The following is a 20,241-nucleotide window of genomic DNA, read 5'->3' as shown; positions in this document are numbered from 1 at the left end:
TTATTGAATTGCTGTAATGATATTGGAAGCGTCTAATGCACTGTTGCCTGTATTGGTTAATTTAGCAAATATATGCTCCAATGATTCGTTAGGATCTGTTTTTAGTTCCTCAATCGTACCATCCGCAATGATGCTGCCCTGATTTATCAGTAAAATCCGATCAGATACTTTTTCAACAACGTCCATCATATGTGAACAATAGAAAATTGTTTTCCCTTCTTTTGCAAGTAATGAGATAAGTTCTTTGACAAAGATAACAGCATTGGCATCGAGTCCAGACAATGGTTCATCCAGTACGATGATTTGTGGGTTATGAATAATTCCTGAAATTAAAAGTACTTTTTGACGCATTCCTTTGGAGAAGGTATCCATCCTATTATTTGCATTAGATTCAAGACCGAAGGCTGTTAGCAGTTTTAAGGAACGTTCTAAAATCAAATTATCTTCCATTCCATAGAGTTTACCTATAAAATCCAAGTATTCCATGGGAGTCAGGACGTCATATAATTCTGCGTTCTCGGGAACATATCCCAATAGTGCTTTTACTGCAAGTGGATCTTCTTGAATATTGATGCCATTAACTTCTACAGTGCCTGTGAAATCTTCGATTAGTCCTGTTAATATTTTAACGGTAGTGGATTTGCCAGCACCATTTGGGCCAATATACCCGATAACTTGACCTGGGAATATGTCAAGGTTGATTCCTTTCAATATTTCTTTTACTCCGTATGATTTTTTTAGGTCAACAATACGGATGAGAGGTAATATACTTTCCATATGATTATAATCTTCAAAGTAAACTTACATAAAAAATTGGAGTTATAGTTTCCAATTGAAAAGTATATATTTAATACTCTTGAGAAGAATATCTCTATTTTAATCAATAGAAAAGGGACCTTTTGGTCCCTTCAAAACTATGTTATTTTCGGAAAAACTACCTGTTGTTTTTGGGATATCCCTCTTCATCAAGATCATCTCTCAGATCTTCTTCGTTCTCGGCTAATTTCTTGTCCAAAGGGGATAGCCGTTCATGTTTAAAAGTCTCAATTCGCATGTTAGCTTTATCTAGATCTTCTTCTTCGAGCTCATCTTGTGTTGCATATTCATCTCCGACAAATGGATTAGAATCATCGTATGTTGAATCATCATCAATTGAGCCCTCAGCTACTGTATCATAGTCGGCGGGGTGGTCATAATCTGGGTCATTATCATCGACATCCATTTCATAACTGTCAAGCTCTTCATTGAAAGCAAGGTCCTGATCCATATCGGAATAGTCTTCTTCGACTTTCCCATTTTTATGCTCTTTTTTTGACATAATCCTACTCATGTTATTCATTTGTAAAACAGTTCTCAAAAAAAAAAGTTTTGAATTTATTCGGCAAAACTATTATTCCAAAAGTATTAAGAGATTCTGGGTTCGAATATCCTTCTGAAAGATAAAAACACAAAAAATGATTAAAGCATTAAAACAATGTAATTATATGTTTGTTCTATCTTAAAATAGGGACTATGATCTTCAAGCGTTTAAATTATCAGACTTTACAGAGTTTACGCCTACAAGGCTACAATATTTTATTGACCATTGGTCGAGCTGAAGACGAGAACCCAATTTATTTCCCGATGAAATTGGATTCTTTTAATTCCAGTACCTCAAATTTTGAAAGTGATGATGCAGATACCTTTCAAGGAAAAAAGATTCTTATTTTGGATGAGGCCATTCAACGCTCCTTAAATCATGATCTTAATGGTATAATCCAGCTTGACAATTAAGCACTATTTTTAGTTCTTTTATAAGAGCTGGGTGTAATGTTTCTTTTCTTCTTATAGAAATTGGTTAGGTGACTTTCATCATTAAATCCTAATTCTTCTACAATTTGTTTCATTGTGTATCTGTTGGATGCTAATCTCTCTTCAATTAGTTTAATACGAATATCATCTATATATACTTTGTAGCTTTTTGAATATCTTTTTTTAAAAAATGCCCCAAAATAATTTGCTGAAATTTGGAACTGATCTGCGATAGACCTGATTTGTAATTTATCCGGGAAATAAATATTTTGCTGTATGTATTGATCGATTTCTTGAGACATTTCATATGACTCGTTAATAGGTAGCTCCAGATCCTTCAATATATTTTCGACTAAAGCGAAGAGGGACATTATCTGGTGGAATATAAAAATTGATTCTGCTGTATCTTCACACTCATATTGTTGAATTAGCGAAATTACCCGCTCGATCAGTTTTTTATTTTCCTTTTTAAGGGATAGGCTCTTATTTAACAATGTCTTCGAGTTAAAGATATCAACCGGGTTGTGAGTAAGTCTAAAATTTTGTTGTATAAAGTGCAGATCTTTAAAGTAGGAGTTGGAGAAATAGAGTACAAATGCAGTTGTATCTTTTTTTGTCTCAAGTGTTTCGAAATCTTTATTCAAAAAAAGTAAATTCTCTTTTGAAAATTTTAAGTTATTTCCTTTCGATACGAGTGTGCCTTCGGATATATAAACTAACGCAAAATCAAAACCTGTTTTGTTTAGTTCTAATTTTTGTTTGTGTTTGATTTTTTGAGATTCGAAAGATAAATTCATCATATGTACAGACCCTATTGGAAAATAATCGCTACAAACCTAAGAAAAATGAATTAAAGACTTTACTTTTTCCTCGCTTAAATCTACATGGATTACAGTTATGTATTCACAATAAAATATAAATCATTCGTTGTTTTAAACGGTTATCAAGTGCTTTTTGCATTTCTGGTCATTTTTTCAATAGTATCCCATTGATCTTCAGGAATAATATCTAATCCATTGAACTCTCCAGCCCCCTTAAGCCATTCGCCACCATCTATCGTGATAACATCTCCGTTGATATAACTCGCATAATCGGATACTAGATAGGCCGCGAGGTTAGCTAATTCCTCCAGTTTGCCCAAGCGGCCTAAGGGGATACGTTTGGTAGGTGAGAGGAGTTCGCCTAACTCGCCCGGGAGTAACCGTTCCATGGCACCCGAAGTTTGGAATGGACCAGGAGCTATAGCGTTGAGTCTTATTCCTTTTTTTCCCCATTCTACAGCTAGAGATCTGGTTAGCGCAAGAACTCCGGCTTTAGCAGTTGCAGAAGGAACAACATATCCCGAACCCGTCCAAGCATAAGTTGTTACGATACTGAGTATAGCTTTATTCTGTTCATTTGCCTCAATCCATCGTTTGCCCAGCGCTAGGGTATAGTTTATACTCCCTTGGAGCACGATACCAATAACAGATTCGAAAGCTCGGTGGCTTAAACGTTCGGTAGGCGAGATAAAATTTCCAGCAGCATTGTTTATGAGGATATCTATCCCCCCAAAATGTTCATATCCATAGGAAACGACGCGTTCGACATTTTCATAATTTCGCACGTCTCCAGCTACTGCAAGACATTTTGCCTGATGTTTTTCCGATAATTCGTTTGCTGTATATTGTATAACATCATCTTTACGGCTTGTGATCAGGCAAGAGGCGCCAAGCTCGAGAAAGTAATCTGTCATGGCTTTCCCTAGACCTGTACCACCACCCGTAATCAAAATTCGTTTTCCTTTTAACGCGTTTTCCTTTAACATGCCCATATACTGTCCAGTTTTTATGTATCCTTAAGTTACACAAATTTGGGATAAAATAAAAGCCACGGTGGAGCGGATAAAAATAGTTCAGGAATAAATGGAGGTAGAGATATAAACAAAAGCAGGAGCTATTCATCGAATAGCTCCTGCTTTAAAATTTCCATTCTGAATGGAATGGAAGTATGCTTATGCGCCTAATTGTACGCGTTTGAAAGCAGTTACAGTCAATCCTTTAGAAACAGAATCTAAGAATTGAGCGATGTTTTTAGAAGAATCTTTTACGAATTCTTGATTTAACAAAGTTGTATCTTTGAAGAATTTGTTCAATTTACCTTGCGCAATTTTCTCAGCCATTTCAGCTGGTTTTCCTTCAGCGATGATTTGTTCTTTAGCAATGGCAATTTCACGCTCGATTGTGTTTTGATCAACACCATCTTTGTCAATTGCAATTGGGTTCATTGCAGCAATTTGCATTGCTACATCTTTACCAGCTTCTTCAGCGCCAGCTGCATCAGCAGAAAGACCTACTAATACACCTAGACGGTAGTTCCCGTGGATATAAGCAATAACTTTTTCAGCAGTGATAGTTTCGTATTTAGAAACGTCAATTTTCTCACCAATTACACCAGTTTGCTCGATTAAAGAATCAGCGATGTTTTTGCCATCAAGTTCCAAACCTTTTAATTCTTCCAAAGAAGCAGGTTTATTGTTTAATGCAAGATCTGCAATTTTTTCAGCGAAAGCTACGAAGTCTGCGTTTTTAGCTACGAAGTCAGTTTCACAGTTAACTTCAACTACGATACCTGATTTACCATCAGCAGTCGCTTTAGCGATGATAACACCTTCGTTAGAGTCGCGATCTTGACGGCTAGCAGCTACTTTAGCGCCTTTTTTACGCAAGTAATCTACAGCAGCTTCAAAGTCACCATTAGACTCAACCAAAGCTTTTTTACAATCCATCATACCAGCGCCAGTTTGTTGACGCAATTTGTTTACATCTGATGCAGAAATTTGTACTGACATGTTTATTTCTTTTTATTATTATTTACGACTGAAATTTGTACAATATTAACTTAAAACATGTTAAGCTAATATGAAGTTTAACATTCCTTGATAAACAAGTGTTGTTAAACCAAAAAACCGGACAGAGAGGCTAGTTCAAGAAAAGTAAACTTTTCCAGAAACTAACGCTACGCCATCCGGTTTGGAATAAAAATATTATTCTCCGTCTTTCGCTTTGCGAGGACGTTTAGCTTCTGAAGCTTCACCATTATCAGCTTTTGCTTTAGCAGCAGCAGCATCTTTTTCAGCTTCTTCTTCTTTGTCGCGTTTGCGCTCGTCCAAACCTTCTTGGATTGCTTGACCAATGATACCGGCGATTAAGCTAATAGATTTACTAGCGTCATCATTTGCTGGGATTGGGAAATCAATATTTGAAGGATCAGAGTTTGTATCTACCATTGCAAAAGTAGGGATGTTCAATTTCATTGCTTCAGAAACAGCGATGTGTTCTTTTTTCACATCGATGATGAATAAAGCAGCTGGTAAACGGTTCAAATCAGCGATACCTCCTAAAAGGTTTTCTAATTTGATACGCTCACGTTGAATCATCAACTTCTCTTTTTTAGACAATACATCGTATGTACCATCTTTTTGCATTTTGTCAATGTTAGACATTTTTTTGATAGACTTACGAACTGTAGCGAAGTTTGTAAGCATACCACCTAACCAACGCTCAGTTACAAAAGGCATATTAACCTCTTTTGCTTGTTGTGCGATGATCTCTTTTGCTTGTTTTTTCGTTGCAACGAATAAAACTTTGCGACCTGATTTTACGATTTGTTTGATAGCTGAAGCAGCTTCTTCTAATTTCGTAAGAGTTTTGTTCAAGTCAATGATGTGGATACCGTTACGTTCCATGAAAATGTACTTAGCCATTTTCGGATCCCATTTACGTGTAAGGTGACCAAAGTGCACACCTGCATCCAATAAATCTTGATAAGTAGTTCTTGCCATTTTTTGATCCTCCTTTGATTAACGTTTACTGAATTGGAATCTTCTACGAGCTTTACGACGTCCTGGTTTCTTACGTTCAACCATACGGTCATCACGTGTTACTAAACCTTTAGCGCGTAATGCAGGTTTAACTTCTGGGTTAAGTTCAACCAAAGCTTTTGCGATCGCTAAGCGAACAGCTTCTGCTTGACCTTTAACACCACCTCCGTTAACGTTTACTTTTACATCAAAGTTTGCTAATTCACCAGCTACGTTCAATGACTGTGTAGCGATGTATTGCAAAGGTAATGTTGGGAAATACTCTTTGTAGTCTTTACCGTTTATGATAATGTTTCCGCTACCAGCAGTTAAGTAAATGCGGGCAACAGCAGTTTTTCTTCTTCCTGAAGTGTTAGTTGTTGACATGACGATTCTCCTTAAAATTTAACTGGTTTTGGATTTTGTGCTTCATGCTTGTGCTCAGTACCAGCATAAACGTAAAGGTTTTTAAACAATTGACGACCTAAACGGTTTTTAGGAAGCATACCACGAACAGCTTTTTCAATGATGCGTTCAGGGAATTTAGCCATTAACTCTTTTGGAGAAACAAAGCGTTGACCACCTGGGTATCCAGTGTAGCGAACGTAAACTTTGTCGCCTAATTTGTTTCCTGTCAATTTGATTTTGTCCGCATTGATAACGATCACGTTATCTCCGCAGTCTACGTGAGGGGTGAATGTAGGCTTATGCTTACCACGAATTACTTTCGCGATGTTGCTCGCCAAGCGCCCCAAAATCTCTCCTTCAGCGTCAACAACGATCCACTCTTTGTTAACGGTGTTCTTGTTGGCAGAGACAGTTTTGTAACTTAACGTATTCACTTGCTTTTGTTTAAATAATTTATTAAAATATTTTTCCTTCCCTTATCTCAAGGGTCTGCAAAGGTACATCTATTATTCTATATTTTAAAATCTATTTTGCTTATTTTGTTGAAAACGAGTTGAATTTCAAACGAGCCCCACTAATCTCAATATTTTTACAACTTCCTCGAATGAATATTGTTACATTAGTTAGTATATTGCAGGAAGAATTTTTAAATTATTATAGCGGAAGTAGATGAGATTGAATTTTTTAGATAAACGATTTTTTTTAAGTTTTATTGGTGTATTTCTAATAGCACTGGGTTCATTAAAGGCACAATCTTCGGATAAAAAACCTAAACCTTACGATGCACGATTCAAAAACGTACAGGAAATATTGAAGCAAGGGAAAATTGGTCCAGGGATGGATTCTTTGGACGCCATACTCGCGGATTACCCACAAGCAGATGATATCTATTTTACAAAGGCAATCCTTCTTGCACAGATGAGAAATCAAGATGGAGCAATCGAAGCCATAAAAGAAGCGTTGAATATTCAGTCTAAGCCTGAATATCTAAGTTTTGCCGTAGATGCGTTTAAAAGTAAAAACGAGGCGGATAGTGCTTTAATCTATCTCGATAAGTTGATAGATCAAGATGACAATAATACAGCCTCACTAAAACGGGAGCGTATCATGCTCCTTTTCAATGGCGGATACAAGGATGTGGCTTTGGAGTATTTCTATAAAACCAAAGAGATTGCAGTCGCTTCTGATACATTGGACATGGTTGGTAGTGTCTTGTTAAATGATGCTGGTAATTATAAAGCGGTCATTGATCTTTTGAAACCCTGGGCAGACAAAGGAACTTCGCTGGCTCAAGTATATGGTCAATTAGCACAAGCTTATAATCTTTCCAAAAACTCGAAGCTTGCATTGGACTATATTAATAAAGGAATTCAGACAACAAAAGAGGATTTTCTTTATTTCGATTTGGCTGATCTCTATCGATTTGATAAAAAGATGAAATTATCTTTCGATGCACTTAAACAAGGATTTCAATCTAAGAAAGTTGACTTTGCAGATAAGAATCGGATTATAATGACCTTGTTGAATCCGAAGGGCCCCTATTCAAAAGACCAACTTTTGGAACTGGTCAATATCTTGGTTGAAGTTCATCCACGTATTGCCGAAAGCCATATGGCAAAGGGACAAGTGTTATGGTTGAGAGACGATAAGTCAGCCGCTCAAAGTTCGCTAGCAGTTGCAGTGAGTATGAACCCTTATCAAATTGATGCTTGGCGGATGCTGATGAGTTTGGATATGGACAAAGGCGAATTTGATCAAGCCATTGCACATGGTGGGGAAGCGCTACACTATGTGGCCAATAATGCAACCATACTCTATTTTACAAGCATGGCCTATTTGATGAAGAAAGACATGGAGAATAGCCGGAAGTTTATGGAAGCCGCACTTAATAATGCACAGGATGAATCACCTTTTCTACAGGCAAATATTTATGGCGGATTAGGTGATATTTATAATTCACTTAAGATGTATAAAGCCTCTGATGCGGCTTATATCGAAGCTATTCGATTGGATAGTACAAATGTGACGGCCATGAACAATTTAGCATACTATTTGTCGTTAAGAAAAGAACGACTTGATGATGCTACAAAGTATGCAGCAATGGCGACGAAATTGCAGCCCAATAATGGAACTTTTGAAGATACCTATGCTTGGGTACTTTTCGCAAACGGAAAATATGATGATGCGCTGGTGTGGATTCAAAAAGCGTTAAAAAATACAAATCCGCAAACGTCTGTATTGCTGGAGCATTACGGCGACATTCTTAGTAAGTTAGGGAAAACAACAGATGCCGTTAAGCAGTGGAACCTGGCTTTAGAAAAGGGGACTGATACGGAGGAGAGTAAGCTGAAATTGAAAAAGAAGATTGAGACTAAAAGCTATGTGGAATAAAATTGTTTGGGTTAGTGCTGTTGTGTTGCTGCTTTCTTCTTGTAGTTCTAAGAAGAAGCTACTAAAAGGTGCTGATCTGAAAGCTGAAAATGAGTTGACGATAAAAGATAATACAAGGGAAGCAAAGAAAAATAGCTTACGTAATCTTTTTTTGACTAATTTGAATTATTCTACTTTTTCTGGAAAAGCAAAAATGCGTCTCGATCTTGGGAAGGATAATTATGATGTCACTTCCACTATTAGAATAGAGAAAGATAAAAGGATTTGGATTTCCATTTCTGCCACACTGGGTATAGAAGTTGCCCGGGTATTGATAACTCCAGACAGTGTACAAATCTTAAATAAATTTCAGAGCGAATATATGGTTAAGCCATTTGACTATCTATATCGTTTTGCCAGCCCGGATTTAACTTTCGGGAACCTACAAGATTTGTTGCTTGCAAATCTTTCGGTGAATCTATTGTCCGATATTGATCAGGTTAATTTTAAGCAGGATTCGATGTCTGTCCAGTTAGATGGCAAACTGAATGAACTAGATTTTTTATATAAATTAAATAATAACAATAGGCCTTATCAATTTAGATTAGCGCAACTTTCAAAGAAACAGTTGTTGGAAGCCAATTACGGCGAATATGCCATGGCTTCTGGGCAGGAATTTCCGATGCTTTTAAAAATGATCATTTCTGATGGTCGTCAAGAGATAAAAACAGAGATAAATTTTAACAAAGTGACTTTTAATGAACCGGTCGAAATGCCTTTTTCAGTATCGTCACGTTATAAAGTAATCCGATGAGAAGCTGTCTATTTCCTTTAGATTTATTACTTTCGCAATTAGTTTGCTAAAGTATAGGGTGAATTGATAGGATAGAAAGATGGCAAACACAAAAAAATAGTACTGTAAATGAACTTTAAAAAGACAATACTTGGTATAGCTGCTTTCCTATTCATGATTGGGATTTCATCGGCGCAGACTAGGGCTGAACTTGAAAAACAGCGTGAGAAACTCAACCGCGAAATTGCTGAATTACAAAATACGGTCAAAGAGATTGCAAAGGAAAAATCACTGACCCAACAACAAGTGACAGCATTGAGTAAGCAGATTAATTTGCGCGAGCAGAAGATAAATACCATTACTTCGGAAGTCGCTGTAATCAACAAACATATCAATGCCAATACCGCTGCCGTAAATAAGTTGAAGGCTGAATTGGAGAAGATGAAACGTGACTATGAAAAGATGGTGATGTTTGCGTTCAGAAACCGAAATGCCTATAATAAATTGATGTTTATTTTTGCATCAAAGGATTTTAATCAGGGGTTCCGACGGGTTAAGTACTTACAACAGTTTAATGATTCTAGAAAGCTGAAAGCTGCTGATATCGAAAATACCAAGAAACAGATTGAACAAAAAATAGCTCAATTGCAGGCGGACCGAAACAAACAGGTTGCCTTGATGAAAGAGCAGGAAAATGAGAAAAGAACAATATCTCAACAGCGATCTGTTTATTCTGGACAATTGAGTGAATTGATTGTTACAGAGCGCGGTGTCAAGAAAGATATTACCCAAAAGCAAAAAGAGGAGCGTCGTATTAATGCGGCCATTAAGGAGATCATTAGAAGAGAAATTGAGGCTGAACGTCGACGGGCTGAGGCGGCACGTCGTGCGGCAGAAGCGGCTGCTGAGCGTAACCGCAAAGCGAATGAGTCTACATCAACTACAAAAGGTAAGAACAATACAAGTTCGAAAGGCAGTAATACTACTCGAAAATCAGATTCTGAAGTCTTACGTAGCACACCGGAAGCAGTCAAACTTTCAAATGACTTCAGATCTAATCGCGGTAGTTTACCTTGGCCTGTTTCTAATGCGAAGATTATGCAAGAGTTTGGTTCGGAAAGTGTCGGTAGAAATGTCAATTGGGATCACGAAACTGTTAAAATACAAACATCAAGCGGTTCGGCTGTGAAAGCAGTATTTAATGGAGAAGTTTTGAGTATAGTATCGATGATGGGGCAGCGTATTGTCATGATTAAACACGGTGAATACTTTACTGTGTATATGAATTTGGCTGGTGTAAGTGTTTCAAAAGGGCAAAAAGTAAGCACGGGCCAAACTATAGGAACGGCTGATGTGGACTCGGATACGGGAGTTCCGATGGTAGAATTTTCTGTGCTACAAGGAACAACACCGCTGAATCCGATGTCATGGTTGGCGAGATAAGAAATAATTACTATATTTAATAATTATCATTACATTTGTAAAGAGAGAGAAAAGTTTTAGTTTAAAAGAATTGAAAAACAAGAAATTATAGTTATGTCAACATCATTATTAATCATGGGAATCGGGGGGCAAGAGTTAATTGTCATTGTAGTAATATTGTTACTATTATTTGGTGGCAAGAAGATTCCTGAATTGATGCGCGGATTGGGTAAAGGAGTTAAGGAATTTAAAGAAGGCCAAAAAGATGAGTCTTCACCTGAAAAAAAATCTGAAATAGAAGATAACAAATAAGGGAGGTTTTGATCCCATATAGCATGGATACGATTTTGTGAGGAACAAAATCGTATTTTGTTTTATACTCGACCTACAGCTAAATAGGGCGAAAACCATTTTTATACTAAAATCCATTTCTAAACGTTTAGATTATTGTTGATTTTTCAGCAGATGAATCAAACTCGGATTTAACAGTAAATTTATGATCGGAAAACAGACGTTAATTTCAATACTAGGAGGGGTATGCTATGTACTACCACTCATGGCCCAAGAAAGCGCTGTAGAAGGCATGAAAGAAGCCGCCCATACCTTCTTTCAAAAAAGTATCGAAAAAGAAAAACAAGAGATTTACCAATACCTTGACAGTATAAAATCTTCCGGAAATAACGGGAAGCATGATGCTGAAATTACAGATGAAGATATACAGCTCGTGCGGAAACTGAAAGCAATAGAACGTGAGGTTCCATTGGACTACTCACCGCGAGTGAAAGATCTGGTTGCTAAATATACGTCGGATAATTATAACCCTTATATGTGTAGGATGATGGGACTAGGGCAATACTATTTCCCATTGTTTGATAAAATCATGGATGAAGTTGGAGTGCCACGGGAACTCAAATATCTAAGTGTAGTCGAATCATCATTAAATCCACGCGATATCTCCAGTGCCGGAGCAACAGGCTTATGGCAATTGATGTATTATGAAGCCAAAACTTATCATCTTACAGTGGACAGTTATACCGACCAACGTATGGATCCGATTGCTTCTAGTTATGCCATCGCAAAAATCTTAAAAGAAGCTTACGATGAATATGGCGATTGGCTATTAGCGATAGCATCCTATAATGGTGGTAAAGGAGCGGTTAGCCGTGCGATCCAACGTTCCGGAAAAGAGAATGCTACTTTTTGGGATATCGCACCATATCTAACACAACAGACCCAAAACTATATCCCTAAGTTCATCGCAATGACATATGCGATGAAATACGCGGACGAAAATGATATCAATGCTGCGGATACTGAACTTTCACTAAGAACTCAAGCATTAGATATCAATAAACGGATTTCATTGAACCAAATAGCGGATGCTTTACATGTCTCAAAAGAGACATTACGTGCATTGAATCCTAGTTTTAAAAGAAATGTATTAAATGGTACCGAAGAGTCTCCATTGCGATTGGTGTTACCTGTTTTGGATAAAAAGATTGCCTCAGAAGAATTGTATGCAGCTCTCAACACACCAATATCTTCCGCAACTCTTAGTCAGACGGAAAATTTGAGTGAACCTTTACAAAATGGCAAATATAAAGTGAAAGTTGGTGAGACATTCGCTTCCATTGCTGACAAGTTTGAAGTAACAGTACAGGATATAAAATCGTGGAATAACCTGCGCGGCAATCAAATTGTCCCTGGACAAAACTTACTGATAAAAAAGGAGGATGATTTCGTAAACGCGAAATTAGCTCGTAATACAGAAAGATCTTCAAAGAAGAATCAACAGCATGCCGCTAGCGCTACACGTACAGCTTACTATGTCGTGAAGAAAGGCGATACTTTATCTGATATCGCAGATAAAAATGGTACATCAGTCGGTCGACTTAAAAGTGAAAATGATTTAAACGGAAGCCGGATAAAACCGGGGATGAAATTGAAAGTCTCAAAGAAATAACAGCATGGTTTAAATTAACCATGCTGCATCTTCTTCTTTATCAAATTCTTCAAGAGTAACGGTAACATGTTCTCTTAATATCGTTGAAAGCTTCGTGCCATAGTAGTCACTAAATATAGGGAACTTATGGTGGCTTCTATCAATTAATACAGCCGTTCTCATTTTCTTCAGTGGAACGTTCAAAAATACACCCAGTCCATAAGCTAAGGCTCTACCACTATTCAACACATCATCAACCAAGATGATGGTCTTGTCTTTTGCAATATCAACAGGTATGTCTGTGCTTGCACTCAGTGATCTACTCGTTTTCTTCATGGTAACTTTAATCAGCAGAATTTCTTTCGTTGAAATCTCCTGTAAAATTGCTTGAAGGCGTTGCGCAAATACATAACCCCGGTCGGCAATTCCTACTAATACAAGTGTTTCATCTTCAAAATTGTCTTCCAAAATTTGATAGGCAATCCGAATAGATTTTTGTTTTATTTGTTCTTTATTTAAGATGAGCGTTTTCTTTGAAGACATAATAGTATTCCAATGATTATAGGGTAAAAATAGGATATTATATTGTATAAAAAAAGTCCAAAACGAGTTAAACGCTTTGGACTTTCCTAGATCGAACCGATCTTATTAATTCAATTTATTATCTTTTTCTGCTTTTAATATTTCTGCAGTAAGCGATCTATTATCTTCTGGTAAGCGACCGCCATTGTAATAATAACGTCTCCAGTATGGTTCATCTAAATTGCTGATCATAACTCCTTTGCTAGATGAGGCATGTGCAAATTTATTGTCGCCAATATAAACACCAACATGGGTGATACTTTTACTTCTAATTTTAAAGAATACCAAATCACCTGCTTTTAGCTCATTTTTTTCGACAGTTTTGACTTGAGAATATTGATTTCTGCTATTATATCCTAACGAAGTATTAAATACTTTGTCGTATAATTCATAAGAAAATTTAGAACAATCAATGCCTCTTTTTGAATCTCCTCCTAGACGGTATGGAGTACCCAACCATTCGTAAACAAATTGATAAAGTTTGGTATTTGTTGTTGCTGAGACTGCAACTCCCATAATTTGTGAAAAGTATTCTTTCGCTAGGTTATCAGGATCTGATTCTGGTTTGGAGTTTCTGTTGGTTTGTGCCTGCGACACTAGACATAAGCCGATAAATAGCATTGACGCTATAAATTTCTTTGTTTTCATTAAATCGCTTTTTTGTACAACATTTAACTTTTAAAAATTCAACACTGTCATCTATTTTGGACAGCACTGTTGCGAATATAATACAATATCAGTTTAAGGTCAAATTTATTTTAAGGTATTTAACGAAATTTTAACAATTTTAACATCTTTATCGGACCCACCTAGACTTATTGAAAATTAATGGTTCTGTCAATCGTCGGCTACATAAAGTAGATTGTTTGCTACACTTAAAAAAAATGTCTATCTGATAGAATGCCACTCTATTTGGGCTCTCATTGTGAATCTAAAAAAAAATATTAATTTTCTTTGGTAAAGTGATAATATTTGTTCTATATTTACAAAACATAAGCAATAGCAATGAACACAAATACAATTATTACATCGATTATTATTACCACCGGGATAAAACTCAGGAGGAAGTAGTTTCGTTGTATATAATTGTAGACACAATATTTAGAAGCGCTTTCCTCGACAAAGGAAAGCGCTTCTTTTTTTAGCATAAAAATCATCAATCTAAACAAACAGTATAAAACAGTATGAAAGTTTTAAAATTTGGAGGCACATCGGTCGGGACGGTAGAAAGTCTAAAGGCGGTCTTAAGCATTGTAAAAAAATCTTACGATGCAAAGGAAAAACCATTGGTTGTGTTGTCAGCTATGTCAGGTGTAACAAACTTACTTACCCAACTGGCGGAGGACGCTGCCGAAGGAAAGTCCTTTTCGGATGGTCTAAAGTCCTTGGAAGATAAGCATTTTACGGTTGTCAAAGAGCTCTTGGCTGTGAAATATCAAAATCCTGTATTTACAAAGCTAAAGTTGTTTTTTAATGAGATAGAAGATCTCCTGCAAGGAATTTCTGCACTAAAGGAGCTGAGTAATCAAAGTAAAGATTTGATCCTTAGCTACGGTGAGCGTTGCTCAAATTATATGGTATCTAAGGTGATGGAACAATATATTCCCGAGTCTCTATTTGTAGATGCATCCCATTATGTGAAAACTGATTCAAATTTTGGTAATGCACATTTAAATGAAATGCTAACGGAGCAATTGGTGAAATCATTGTATATCACGCATGGTGATAAACTACTGTTTGTCACCGGTTTTATCGGAAGTAATGAAAATGGACGTATTACCACCTTGGGAAGAGGTGGATCAGATTATACCGCAGCGATCTTCGGGTCGATACTGGACGCAACAGCCATTGAAATTTGGACAGATGTGAATGGGATGTTAACTGCCGATCCACGTATTGTGAAGAAAGCGTTTTCCTTGCCTGTATTATCATACACAGAGGCAATGGAGTTATCTTACTTCGGTGCTAAGGTGATTTATCCTCCAACGATGATTCCGGCTTTCTTAAAGAAAATACCGATAGTTATTCGAAATACTTTTGAGCCTGATTTTTCAGGGACAGTGATTCAGTTTGATAGTGGAAAAACTGCGCTGCCAATCAAGGGGATTTCTTCGATCTCGGATATTTCTGTCATCAACCTGAGTGGATCAGGGATGATCGGTAAATCGGGTTTTAGCGGGCGGCTTTTTACGCTATTGGCTCGAGAGCAGATCAATGTTGTGCTAATCACGCAATCATCTTCCGAACACAGCATCACATTTGCTGTCAATCCATCGGATGCCAAACGCGCTATACAATTGATCGAAGTGGAGTTTGAGCTTGAAATCCAGGCAAATAAACTGGTCGTTCCTGCGATCGAAGAAAACCTGTCGGTCTTAGCTATCGTTGGTGAAAATATGAAAAAAACTCCCGGCATGGCCGGTCGATTATTTGCAGCATTAGGACGCAACGGTATCAACGTCCGTGCTATTGCACAGGGATCATCCGAATACAATATATCTGTAATTATTGGTAAAGAAGATTTAGCGAAGGCACTTAATGCCGTACATGATGCGTTTTTTGCAGAGCTAAAGAAAACGCTGCATGTATTTAATATCGGTACCGGTAACATTGGTGCAACTTTATTTAAACAATTGGAAAATCAACATGACTTCCTATTGGATAAAAATGATATTGAAATTAAAGTTGTTGGAATTTCCAATAGCCGTAAAATGCTTTTCAATACCGAAGGTGTTGATTTAAATAATTGGTCGGATGAACTTGCTAAAAATGGAACTGAATCAGACCTGGCATTGTTTATAGATCGAATGAAAGCGCTGAATTTGCCGAACTGTGTATTTATCGATAATACTGCAAGCAAATTACCTGCAACCTACTACGAAGATATCTTTAAATCCAATATTTCAATCGTCACCTGCAATAAAATTGCGAATTCAGGTAAATTCGAGCAATATAAAACATTACGCGATACTGCTCATCGACACGGTGTAGATTTCTTTTATGAAACAAATGTAGGTGCAGGATTGCCTATCGTCAGGGTGCTCAAAGACTTGATGCTGAGCGGTGACCGTATTCTGAAGATAGAGGCTATTCTTTCAGGGACAATCTCGTATATTTTCAACAATTTTAAAGCAGATGCTTCTTTTTATGATATCGTCAAACAGGCTCAGGAGCTGGGATACACCGAGCCAGATCCAAGGGATGATTTAGGTGGTGTAGATTTTATGCGTAAAATGCTCATCCTGGCGAGAGATGCGGGGTATGCTGTTGAGGCCGAAGATGTAGACCTCGGTGCAATATTACCTCCAGCATGTTTGAAAGCAGATACAGTAGATTCTTTTTATACAGAATTGCAACAGGAAAATGAATATTTCGAAGCAATGAAGAAGAAAGCAGCCAATGAAAATAAAGTAATCCGCTACATCGGGAAATTGGAAAATGGAAAGGTATCCATTGCGATTCAGTTTGTTGATGAAAACCATCCTTTTTATGCTTTATCAGGCAGCGATAACATTATATCGTTTACAACAGAGCGTTATAAAGAACGTCCCCTTGTCGTAAAAGGTCCTGGTGCGGGAGCTGAGGTGACAGCTGCCGGTGTATTTGCAGATTTGGTAAATGTCGGAGCATAAAAACTATTCAAGGAAAATAAAAATTACGTGATGGCCAATAATTTAAATGTGGAGTATCTGAAAGATAAGGTGATAAATTTAGACAGCATGCTGTCGGAAGTTCGTGTTTTTGCACCTGCAACTGTCGCAAATATGATCTGCGGTTTTGATATATTGGGTTTTGCTGTTGAGCAACCCGGTGATGAGGTGGTGATGCGACGTACGCAACAACCTGGAGTAACGATTCGGGAAATAACTGGTGACGATGGAAGACTGCCGCTCGATCCCGGTAAGAACACCGTATCTGCCTGTGTGCAATATCTATTACAAGCCCTGAATATCTCATCAAAGGTAGGTGTCGAAATCGAATTGCATAAACATATGCCAATTGGATCTGGGCTAGGTTCCAGCGCAGCAAGCACCGTAGCTGGGCTTTTTGCCATCAATACCATGCTCGGAAACCCTTTGACAAAAGAAGAATTATTACCATTTTGTGTTGAAGGTGAGCGTTTGGCTTGCGGTACAGGCCACGCCGATAATGTTGCTCCAGCGCTTTATGGAGGCATCACATTAATCCGGGGAAATGAACCTTTGGATGTTATTTCTATACCTTCCCCAAAAGAACTCGTAGCAGCAGTGGTTTTTCCACAGGTCGATGTTCCCACACGTGACGCAAGACAACTCATAAAGGATAAAGTGCTGTTGAAAGACGCCGTGACACAATGGGGAAATATCGCGGGATTGGTCGCTGCATTGTTCAAAGAAGATTACGATCTCATTGCACGAAGCATGAAAGATATCCTCATTGAACCAACACGTGCAATTTTAATTCCCCAGTTTTATGAAATGAAGGAGATTGCTTTGAAAAATGGTGCCTTGAGTTTTGGTATTTCTGGCTCAGGCCCCTCTGTCGTTGCAATAACACGGGACGAAAAAATAGCAAAGGATATCGCCGACAAAATTCAAACTCATCTCAAAGAAAATGAAATTGACAGTTTTGGCTATGTTTCCCGTGTCAATGTCGAAGGACCCAGGGTTTTAGATTAAAAATTATTTACGGACAGAAACGAGGTTTATAAATCTCAGGTCAATTGATAATTGGCTCAGAAAAGATAATAAAATGAAATATCCGCATTCTAAAGTGAATACGAATCAAAATAACAGGATATTTTATATGGCCTTGACAAAATTATTTACATATGAAATTTTATAGTACAAATAATAAAACATTAGAAGTCTCCTTTAAAGATGCGGTCTTCAATTCTCTCCCTGCAGACAAAGGATTGTATATGCCTGAAGAGATTCCACAATTGGACCCGCTATTCATTAAGAATATTCAACAGTATTCCTTGCAGGAGATTGCTTTCGAAGTAGCTTCTACACTATTGGGAAAAGATATTCCCAAAGGCGATTTAAAACAGATTGTGAACGATGCCATCAATTTTGATGCTCCTGTAAGATTCTTGACCGACAGCACGGCTGTGCTCGAACTATTTCATGGGCCGTCTTATGCTTTTAAAGATTTCGGAGCTCGGTTTATGAGCAGGGTTATGGGCTATTTTTCAAAGACTGACGATAAATTACTGGACGTGCTTGTTGCGACGTCAGGCGATACAGGAGGAGCTGTTGCATTGGGCTTTTTGGGCGTAGAAGGAACACGTGTGACGATCTTATATCCTAAAGGTAAAGTCTCGGAAGTTCAGGAACTACAATTGACCACCAATGGACAAAATATTCGTGCTATTGAAGTTGAAGGAACTTTTGATGATTGTCAGGCATTAGTAAAGCAAGCTTTTAGTGATGCAGAACTCAATGCTGTATTGCGTTTGACCTCCGCTAATTCAATCAATATAGCACGGCTGATCCCACAGACATTTTATTATTTTTATGCGTATGCACAATTGAAGTCACAAGGAATCAATGAGGTCGTGTTTACAGTGCCGAGTGGTAATTTTGGTAATATCGGGGCTGGTTTATTGTCCTATAAAATGGGACTTCCAGTGAAGCATTTTGTAGCTGCAACAAACGTCAATGATACCGTTCCTCGATTCCTTTCTTCCGGCAAATATGAACCATTGCCTTCTGTTCAAACCTTAAGCAATGCCATGGATGTTGGGAATCCCAGCAACTGGGTGCGTATACAGGATCTTTTTGGCGGAAATGTGGAGGAATTAAAAAATATGCTCTCTTCTTATACATTTACAGATGAAGAAACAAAAGAAGGAATGCAAAAATTATATGAAGAATCGAACTATATCGCCTGTCCGCATACAGCAATCGCCTGGCTTGGCGCTCGTGCTTATGCAAAGGAGCATCCAGGTCATTACGCTTCGGTTTTCTTATCGACAGCACATCCCTGCAAATTCCCCGACGCAATAGCAGCAGATGTATTTGGAAAAATAGTGTTGCCTGCCGGTGCAGAAACATTGCAAGGAAAAGAAAAATTAGCGGAACTTTTAAAAGTTGATTTCGAAGCCTTCAAAAAATATTTAATCAACCATAACTAAACGTTGAGGGCTCCTTTAGGAGCCCTTTTTTATACCAAGATAAGTATCAATATAATTCTTTAATTCAAGTTTTTTATCCTTATCTAAGATTAAGTCATAGATGGGGATAGGTTGCTCTCGCCCAAATCTTATGAAATCTCCATTTTCTTCCGTCAATGAACTTAACCATGCACTGACATCAATGGTATTTTTTATCGGGTGCATATCAAATAATCGGAGATTGGCACCTGAAACAAACGCTACAATTTTCCAATCTTTTATGACTTTGTCATCAAGCACAGTTTTTTTGTCCAGGTATTTTATAAGATTTACGGACGCCCCCTTGGTGCAACTCAAAATGAGATGTGTGCCATACTTTTTTACAATAAGTTCTGGACTGTTGTTCTGAACAAAATTAATGAAGTCTTGATTTTGAAATTTCGGATCTTTTACTGCAAAGAAAAGCATGCTGTATTGAAATCCTTCAGAATAATAGTTGGTTAGTTGCATTTTCTGGTCCGAGGGAATGCGTGCCAATGCATCTGTTTCCGTTGTAACGAGTTGCTCCCCGTAATGATCAAATTGTATTCTCAGACTTCTCAATAGTCCCTCCTTATTAATATCTTCGCTAAATGCACCACCACTTGAAAAGCCCGTTGTTCTAGAAATATAGGAAGACTCCTTTAATTTTTCGGTATCAATGATTTTTGCACGTAGCCCCTTATTGACAAAAAGTAGGTTTTCTTTTGCATCATATCCATAGCCTACCATAAAATATGGTTCAGCTTTAATTGCTTGGCTGACTTTCATTTCTGTTTTTTCAAATCTAGACAACTCGACAAGCTCAAGATCCTCCTCATTTTTAATTGTGAGTTCAGAATCTGATTTTTTACACGAAAAAAGCGAACAAATAAATGTTGTGGTTAATAATAAGTGTTTTAAATTCATTTTGTAAATATACAAGAATAATTGTTTCATTTATTTTTTGACAAATA

The 20,241-nt window shown here is 37.5% G+C and carries 20 protein-coding genes; 9 read left to right on the top strand and 11 right to left on the bottom strand.

What is annotated here, in order from left to right:
- Together B3H30_RS21290 and B3H30_RS21285 are read right to left on the bottom strand one after the other, a co-directional pair.
- Nucleotides 1-777, bottom strand: coding sequence for an ABC transporter ATP-binding protein (locus B3H30_RS21290; protein WP_088162924.1), 777 nt, complete (start codon nt 775-777; stop codon nt 1-3).
- 157 nt (nt 778-934) lie between these two features.
- Nucleotides 935-1,318, bottom strand: coding sequence for a hypothetical protein (locus B3H30_RS21285; protein ID WP_286834844.1), 384 nt, complete (start codon nt 1,316-1,318; stop codon nt 935-937).
- Between the two features lie 194 nt (nt 1,319-1,512).
- Between B3H30_RS21285 and B3H30_RS21280 the strand changes: the two genes are divergently transcribed.
- The gene (locus B3H30_RS21280) at nt 1,513-1,773 is read left to right on the top strand and encodes a hypothetical protein (protein ID WP_088162922.1); all 261 of its coding nucleotides are present in this window, start codon (nt 1,513-1,515) and stop codon (nt 1,771-1,773) included.
- Here B3H30_RS21280 and B3H30_RS21275 read toward each other — a convergent pair.
- The 6 genes from B3H30_RS21275 to rplM form a co-directional block, all read right to left on the bottom strand.
- Entirely contained in the window at nt 1,770-2,591 is an 822-nt protein-coding gene (locus tag B3H30_RS21275; protein WP_286834843.1) for a helix-turn-helix domain-containing protein, read from the bottom strand. The two genes, B3H30_RS21280 and B3H30_RS21275, sit on opposite strands and share 4 nt — an antisense overlap.
- Nucleotides 2,592-2,734: 143 nt before the next feature.
- Nucleotides 2,735-3,598 (bottom strand): SDR family oxidoreductase, encoded by an 864-nt coding sequence (locus B3H30_RS21270; protein ID WP_286834850.1) that lies wholly within the window; start codon nt 3,596-3,598, stop codon nt 2,735-2,737.
- 186 nt (nt 3,599-3,784) lie between these two features.
- A complete protein-coding gene (gene tsf / locus B3H30_RS21265) occupies nt 3,785-4,621 on the bottom strand; it encodes a translation elongation factor Ts (RefSeq protein ID WP_075994150.1) in 837 nt (278 codons plus the stop codon).
- Nucleotides 4,622-4,816: 195 nt separating this feature from the next.
- Nucleotides 4,817-5,614, bottom strand: a complete 798-nt coding sequence (gene rpsB / locus B3H30_RS21260; protein ID WP_075994149.1) for a 30S ribosomal protein S2 — start codon at nt 5,612-5,614, stop codon at nt 4,817-4,819.
- Nucleotides 5,615-5,632: 18 nt separating this feature from the next.
- Nucleotides 5,633-6,019, bottom strand: coding sequence for a 30S ribosomal protein S9 (gene rpsI / locus B3H30_RS21255; RefSeq protein WP_070563091.1), 387 nt, complete (start codon nt 6,017-6,019; stop codon nt 5,633-5,635).
- An 11-nt stretch (nt 6,020-6,030) separates the two neighbouring features.
- Nucleotides 6,031-6,474, bottom strand: coding sequence for a 50S ribosomal protein L13 (rplM, locus tag B3H30_RS21250; RefSeq protein ID WP_046671993.1), 444 nt, complete (start codon nt 6,472-6,474; stop codon nt 6,031-6,033).
- A 235-nt stretch (nt 6,475-6,709) separates the two neighbouring features.
- Here rplM and B3H30_RS21245 point away from each other — a divergent pair, with 235 nt between their 5' ends.
- The 5 genes from B3H30_RS21245 to B3H30_RS21225 all read left to right on the top strand — a co-directional run bounded on the left by B3H30_RS21245 (nt 6,710) and on the right by B3H30_RS21225 (nt 12,588).
- On the top strand, nt 6,710-8,431 hold the full coding sequence (locus B3H30_RS21245) for a tetratricopeptide repeat protein (RefSeq protein ID WP_088162920.1): 1,722 nt from the start codon (nt 6,710-6,712) through the stop codon (nt 8,429-8,431).
- A complete protein-coding gene (locus B3H30_RS21240) occupies nt 8,421-9,224 on the top strand; it encodes a DUF4292 domain-containing protein (protein ID WP_088162919.1) in 804 nt (267 codons plus the stop codon). The genes B3H30_RS21245 and B3H30_RS21240 overlap by 11 nt, the downstream gene beginning before the upstream one ends.
- Before the next feature lie 108 nt (nt 9,225-9,332).
- Nucleotides 9,333-10,646 (top strand): murein hydrolase activator EnvC family protein, encoded by a 1,314-nt coding sequence (locus B3H30_RS21235; protein ID WP_088162918.1) that lies wholly within the window; start codon nt 9,333-9,335, stop codon nt 10,644-10,646.
- A 93-nt stretch (nt 10,647-10,739) separates the two neighbouring features.
- Complete coding sequence (tatA, locus tag B3H30_RS21230; RefSeq protein WP_088162917.1) at nt 10,740-10,937, top strand: twin-arginine translocase TatA/TatE family subunit; 198 nt, start codon at nt 10,740-10,742, stop codon at nt 10,935-10,937.
- Between the two features lie 184 nt (nt 10,938-11,121).
- Nucleotides 11,122-12,588 carry a LysM peptidoglycan-binding domain-containing protein gene (locus B3H30_RS21225; RefSeq protein ID WP_088162916.1) on the top strand — a complete coding sequence of 489 codons (1,467 nt, stop codon included), beginning with the start codon at nt 11,122-11,124 and terminating at the stop codon, nt 12,586-12,588.
- Nucleotides 12,589-12,597: 9 nt separating this feature from the next.
- On the opposite strand, the gene B3H30_RS21220 is transcribed toward B3H30_RS21225, so the two are convergent.
- Nucleotides 12,598-13,110: a phosphoribosyltransferase family protein gene (locus B3H30_RS21220; protein WP_070563077.1), complete on the bottom strand. Its 513-nt coding sequence runs from the start codon at nt 13,108-13,110 to the stop codon at nt 12,598-12,600.
- 105 nt (nt 13,111-13,215) lie between these two features.
- Nucleotides 13,216-13,797, bottom strand: coding sequence for a C40 family peptidase (locus B3H30_RS21215; protein WP_046671999.1), 582 nt, complete (start codon nt 13,795-13,797; stop codon nt 13,216-13,218).
- Between the two features lie 536 nt (nt 13,798-14,333).
- Here B3H30_RS21215 and thrA point away from each other — a divergent pair.
- The 3 genes from thrA to thrC all read left to right on the top strand — a co-directional run bounded on the left by thrA (nt 14,334) and on the right by thrC (nt 19,267).
- Nucleotides 14,334-16,781, top strand: a complete 2,448-nt coding sequence (gene thrA, locus B3H30_RS21210) for a bifunctional aspartate kinase/homoserine dehydrogenase I (protein ID WP_070563074.1) — start codon at nt 14,334-14,336, stop codon at nt 16,779-16,781.
- An 87-nt stretch (nt 16,782-16,868) separates the two neighbouring features.
- Nucleotides 16,869-17,807 carry a homoserine kinase gene (locus B3H30_RS21205; RefSeq protein ID WP_046672011.1) on the top strand — a complete coding sequence of 313 codons (939 nt, stop codon included), beginning with the start codon at nt 16,869-16,871 and terminating at the stop codon, nt 17,805-17,807.
- A 152-nt stretch (nt 17,808-17,959) separates the two neighbouring features.
- Complete coding sequence (thrC, locus tag B3H30_RS21200) at nt 17,960-19,267, top strand: threonine synthase (RefSeq protein WP_070563071.1); 1,308 nt, start codon at nt 17,960-17,962, stop codon at nt 19,265-19,267.
- Between the two features lie 15 nt (nt 19,268-19,282).
- On the opposite strand, the gene B3H30_RS21195 is transcribed toward thrC, so the two are convergent.
- The gene (locus tag B3H30_RS21195) at nt 19,283-20,056 is read right to left on the bottom strand and encodes a hypothetical protein (protein WP_139144922.1); all 774 of its coding nucleotides are present in this window, start codon (nt 20,054-20,056) and stop codon (nt 19,283-19,285) included.
- Nucleotides 20,057-20,241 lie beyond the last annotated feature (185 nt).

Origin of the sequence: Sphingobacterium sp. UBA7038 (assembly GCF_002494055.1) — a bacterium.
Taxonomy (GTDB): Bacteria; Bacteroidota; Bacteroidia; order Sphingobacteriales; family Sphingobacteriaceae; genus Sphingobacterium; species Sphingobacterium multivorum.
Note: the sequence above shows the minus strand (reverse complement) of the source record. Positions and strands in the feature narration are given on the sequence as shown.